We start from the raw sequence: 3598 nt of genomic DNA, 5'->3' as shown, positions 1-3598 counted from the left end.
GGCTGGCCGGGACCCCGTGGGCCACCAACAGCGAGGTGCCCGGCCGGGAGCTGCGCAGCCGCTTCCACGCCGTCGCGGGCGCGATGGACGAGGCCGAACGCAATCTGGAGCGGGGCGTGCTCACCGCACGCGGCATCGACCGGGTGCTGCGGGTCGCGTGGACCGTCGCCGACCTGCTCGGACACGACCGCCCGGACGCCGGGGACGTGGCCCTCGCCCTGCAACTGCGCACCGGCATCCCCCGAGGCGTCCCCATGGCCATCGGAGCCCTGGCATGACGGCGGACCGGGCGGAGGAGGAGCGGATCGGGCGGGTGTTCCTCACCCGCGTGATCGAACCCGGTGACGACGTCGGCGGACGGTGGCTGCGGCTTTTCGGGGTGCCGGAGGTGGTGCGGCGGCTGCGGGAGGGCGGCGACCCGCTGCCAGGGGTGAAAGGCGCCCGCTGGCGGGGACTGCTGGCACGGGCGGAGCGTGCCGAGCCGGAGGCGGATCTGGCGGCCGCGCGGGAAGCGGGGGCGCGGTTCGTGTGTCCCGGGGATGCCGAGTGGCCCGCCCAGCTCGACGACCTGGGCGACGGACGCCCGGTGGGGCTGTGGGTGCGCGGCAGACCGGGGCTGCGGATGTGGGCGCTGCGTTCCGTGGCCGTCGTGGGGGCCCGTGCCTGCACCGAGTACGGCGCCCATGTGGCGGCCACGCTCGCCGCCGGGCTGGCCGAACAGGGCTGGGTCGTCGTCTCCGGCGGGGCGTACGGGGTCGACGGCGCCGCACACCGGGGTGCCCTCGCGGCCGACGGAGCCACCGTCGCCGTGCTGGCCTCGGGGGTGGACCAGGCGTATCCGCGCGGGCACGCCGCGCTGCTCGACCGGATCGCTCAACAGGGCCTCGTCATCGGGGAGTTGCCGCCCGGTGATCATCCGACGCCCAGCCGTTTCATCGTCCGCAACCGGGTGATCGCCGCGCTCACGCGGGGCACGGTCGTCGTGGAGGCCGCCTGCCGCAGTGGCTCGCTCGCCACGGCCCGAGCCGCCCAGCGGCTCGGCAGATTCACCATGGGAGTACCCGGCCCGGTGACGAGCGGGCGCTCCGCAGGGGTGCACGAACTGCTGCGCGGGGAAGCGGTGCTCGTCACCGACGCGGCGGATGTCGTCGAACTCGTCGGCGGGATCGGTGAACTGGCACCGCCCCGGCGTGGCCCGGTGCTCCCGCGTGACCTGCTCGACCCCGACGCGGCCACCGTCCTCGCCGCCCTGCCGGCCGCCCGCACGGCCGGGCCCGAGGAGATCGCCCGCGAGGCGCGCACCACCCGAGAGGAGGCCGTCGCCCGGCTGTACGAGCTTCGAGCGCTTGGCTATGTCGAACGACACGACGACGGCTGGAAGTTGACACGCCAGGCGATGCTCCCGCTCAGGAAGGACCCGCACCCGTCCTGACCGAGGGTGTTCGGCCGTCCGGGGGAATCCTCTACGCCCTTGGGATTTACCGGAGTTGACTCCCGTTACCGGTCACGCTGAGCGAACCGGGTGAAGCGGGGGAGCGGGGTCGCACAGGGGTGCGCGCACGGGTGGCGCCTCACTGTTCGCTCACCGCGACTCCTCAGTCACGCTACGCTCACGAAAGCTCGGGCACGGACGGGCCGGCCCGGCCCGCACCCTCCTGCGCGGCCCCCGCCCACCGACGACCCGGTATCCAGCCCCTACCCCGCACCCCCACCCACGGCACGGCAGTCACGGCACTTCACGGCAGAACGGCACTAGGCGACGAATGCCCCAGCACACCTCCGGCTCCGACCGGGCGGCGGCCCCCCCAGCCGCCCGCGACGGCGGCAGCGTGCGACCGCCCGCTCCCTCGACGCTCGACGAGCTGTGGCGGTCGTACAAGGCGACGGGGGACGAGCGCCTCCGGGAGCAGCTCATCCTGCACTACTCCCCGCTCGTGAAGTACGTCGCGGGCCGGGTGAGCGTCGGGCTGCCGCCCAACGTGGAGCAGGCCGACTTCGTCTCCTCCGGGGTGTTCGGCCTGATCGACGCGATCGAGAAGTTCGACATCGAGCGCGAGATCAAGTTCGAGACGTACGCGATCACCCGGATTCGCGGCGCCATGATCGACGAGCTGCGGGCGCTGGACTGGATTCCCCGGTCGGTCCGGCAGAAGGCGCGCAACTACGAGCGGGCCTACGCCGCGCTGGAGGCGAAGCTGCGGCGGACCCCGAGCGAGCAGGAGGTCGCCACCGAGCTGGGCGTGGAGGTCGAGGAGCTGCACGCGGTCTTCAGTCAGTTGTCCCTGGCCAACGTGGTAGCGCTGGAGGAGCTGCTGCACGTCGGCGGTGAGGGCGGCGACCGGCTCAGCCTCATGGACACCCTGGAGGACACCGCCGCCGACAACCCCGTCGAGGTGGCCGAGGACCGGGAGCTGCGCCGCTTCCTGGCGCGGGCCATCAACACCCTGCCGGACCGCGAGAAGACCGTGGTCACGCTCTACTACTACGAGGGTCTGACCCTCGCCGAGATCGGCAACGTCCTCGGCGTGACCGAGAGCCGGGTCAGCCAGATCCACACCAAGTCGGTGCTCCAGCTGCGGGCCAAGCTGGCGAGCTTCGGACGCTGACTCCTGCCGCGTTTCCCGGCCGGTCCGTAAAGTGGGGGACGTGCCAAGGATTCGAGCGGCCTCCGTGGCCGAGCACCGGTCGATGCAGCGAGCCGCCCTGCTGGACGCGGCCCGGTCCCTGCTGTCCGAGGGTGGGACGGACGCGCTGACCTTCCCCGCGCTCGCGGAGCGCACCGGTCTTGCCAGGTCGTCGGTGTACGAGTACTTCCGCTCGCGCGCCGCCGTGGTCGAGGAGCTGTGCCAGGTCGACTTCCCCGTCTGGGCGGCGGAGGTCGAGGCCGCCATGGCGGACGCGCCCTCCCCGGAGGGCAAGGTCGAGGCGTATGTGCGCCGGCAGCTCGCCCTGGTCGGGGACCGCCGGCACCGGGCCGTCGTGGCGATCTCGGCGAGCGAACTCGACGCCGGGGCGCGGGAGAAGATCCGCGCCGCGCACGGCGGGCTCGTGGCGATGATCGTCGAGGCGCTGGCCGGCCTCGGGCACGAGGAGCCCCGGCTCGCCGCGATGCTGCTCCAGGGTGTCGTGGACGCGGCCGTGCGCCGTATCGAACTCGGCGCGGCGGAACACCCCGAGACGATCACCGAGGCGGCGGTCGCCATGGCCCTGCGGGGCGTCCGGGGCTGAGTCGCCGGGCTGACGCCGCTCACCCGGACGGCACCGGGACCCCCAGCACCGGAAGCAGCCGGGACGGCCCGTGCCCGAGCAGCCAGGGCGGCAACAGGCCCAGGGGATTCAGATAGGTCTCCCCGTCCAGCAGCCCCCAGTGCACACATGTCTCGGGGCAGTGCGACCCGGCGCCCTCCACCGTCCCCACCACTTCCCCGGCGCCCACCTCCGCCCCCGCCTTCACCCCGGCGCGCACCGGCTCGTACGTCGTCCGCAGCGAAGTGCCCGCCAGGGCCACCGCGACCACGCCGCGCCCCGCCACCCGTCCCGCGTACGACACCCGGCCCGCCGCCACCGCCCGCACCGGGGCGCCCGGCACCGCCGCCAG

General features: G+C 73.9%; 4 protein-coding genes and 1 pseudogene. 4 read left to right on the top strand and 1 reads right to left on the bottom strand.

Features of this window, described 5'->3' with window-relative positions:
* From GT030_RS06245 to GT030_RS06230, 4 genes and pseudogenes are all read left to right on the top strand, one after another.
* Positions 1 to 278 (top strand): annotated as a pseudogene (locus GT030_RS06245) (ATP-binding protein); the annotation flags it as partial.
* Positions 275 to 1432: a DNA-processing protein DprA gene (gene dprA / locus GT030_RS06240; RefSeq protein WP_161200219.1), complete on the top strand. Its 1158-nt coding sequence runs from the start codon at positions 275 to 277 to the stop codon at positions 1430 to 1432. The pseudogene GT030_RS06245 and the gene dprA, both read left to right, overlap by 4 nt.
* A gap of 331 nt (positions 1433 to 1763) precedes the next feature.
* On the top strand, positions 1764 to 2606 hold the full coding sequence (gene whiG / locus GT030_RS06235; RefSeq protein WP_031183700.1) for an RNA polymerase sigma factor WhiG: 843 nt from the start codon (positions 1764 to 1766) through the stop codon (positions 2604 to 2606).
* Between the two features lie 64 nt (positions 2607 to 2670).
* The gene (locus GT030_RS06230) at positions 2671 to 3228 is read left to right on the top strand and encodes a TetR/AcrR family transcriptional regulator (RefSeq protein WP_161200220.1); all 558 of its coding nucleotides are present in this window, start codon (positions 2671 to 2673) and stop codon (positions 3226 to 3228) included.
* 19 nt (positions 3229 to 3247) lie between these two features.
* On the opposite strand, the gene GT030_RS06225 is transcribed toward GT030_RS06230, so the two are convergent.
* Positions 3248 to 3598 (bottom strand): M23 family metallopeptidase (locus tag GT030_RS06225; RefSeq protein ID WP_161200218.1); only part of this gene is annotated, 351 nt, incomplete at its 5' end.

Source organism: Streptomyces sp. SID1328, assembly GCF_009865595.1.
Lineage (GTDB): Bacteria > Actinomycetota > Actinomycetes > Streptomycetales > Streptomycetaceae > Streptomyces > Streptomyces griseoluteus.
The sequence above is the reverse complement of the archived record's forward strand: the minus strand, read 5'-3'. Positions and strand labels throughout refer to the sequence as shown.

What these genes read in the sequence shown, in the direction of transcription:
- dprA (WP_161200219.1), top strand. Translation starts at nt 275, where the DNA reads ATGACGGCGGACCGGGCGGAGGAGGAGCGGATCGGGCGGGTGTTCCTC.
- whiG (WP_031183700.1), top strand. Translation starts at nt 1,764, where the DNA reads ATGCCCCAGCACACCTCCGGCTCCGACCGGGCGGCGGCCCCCCCAGCC.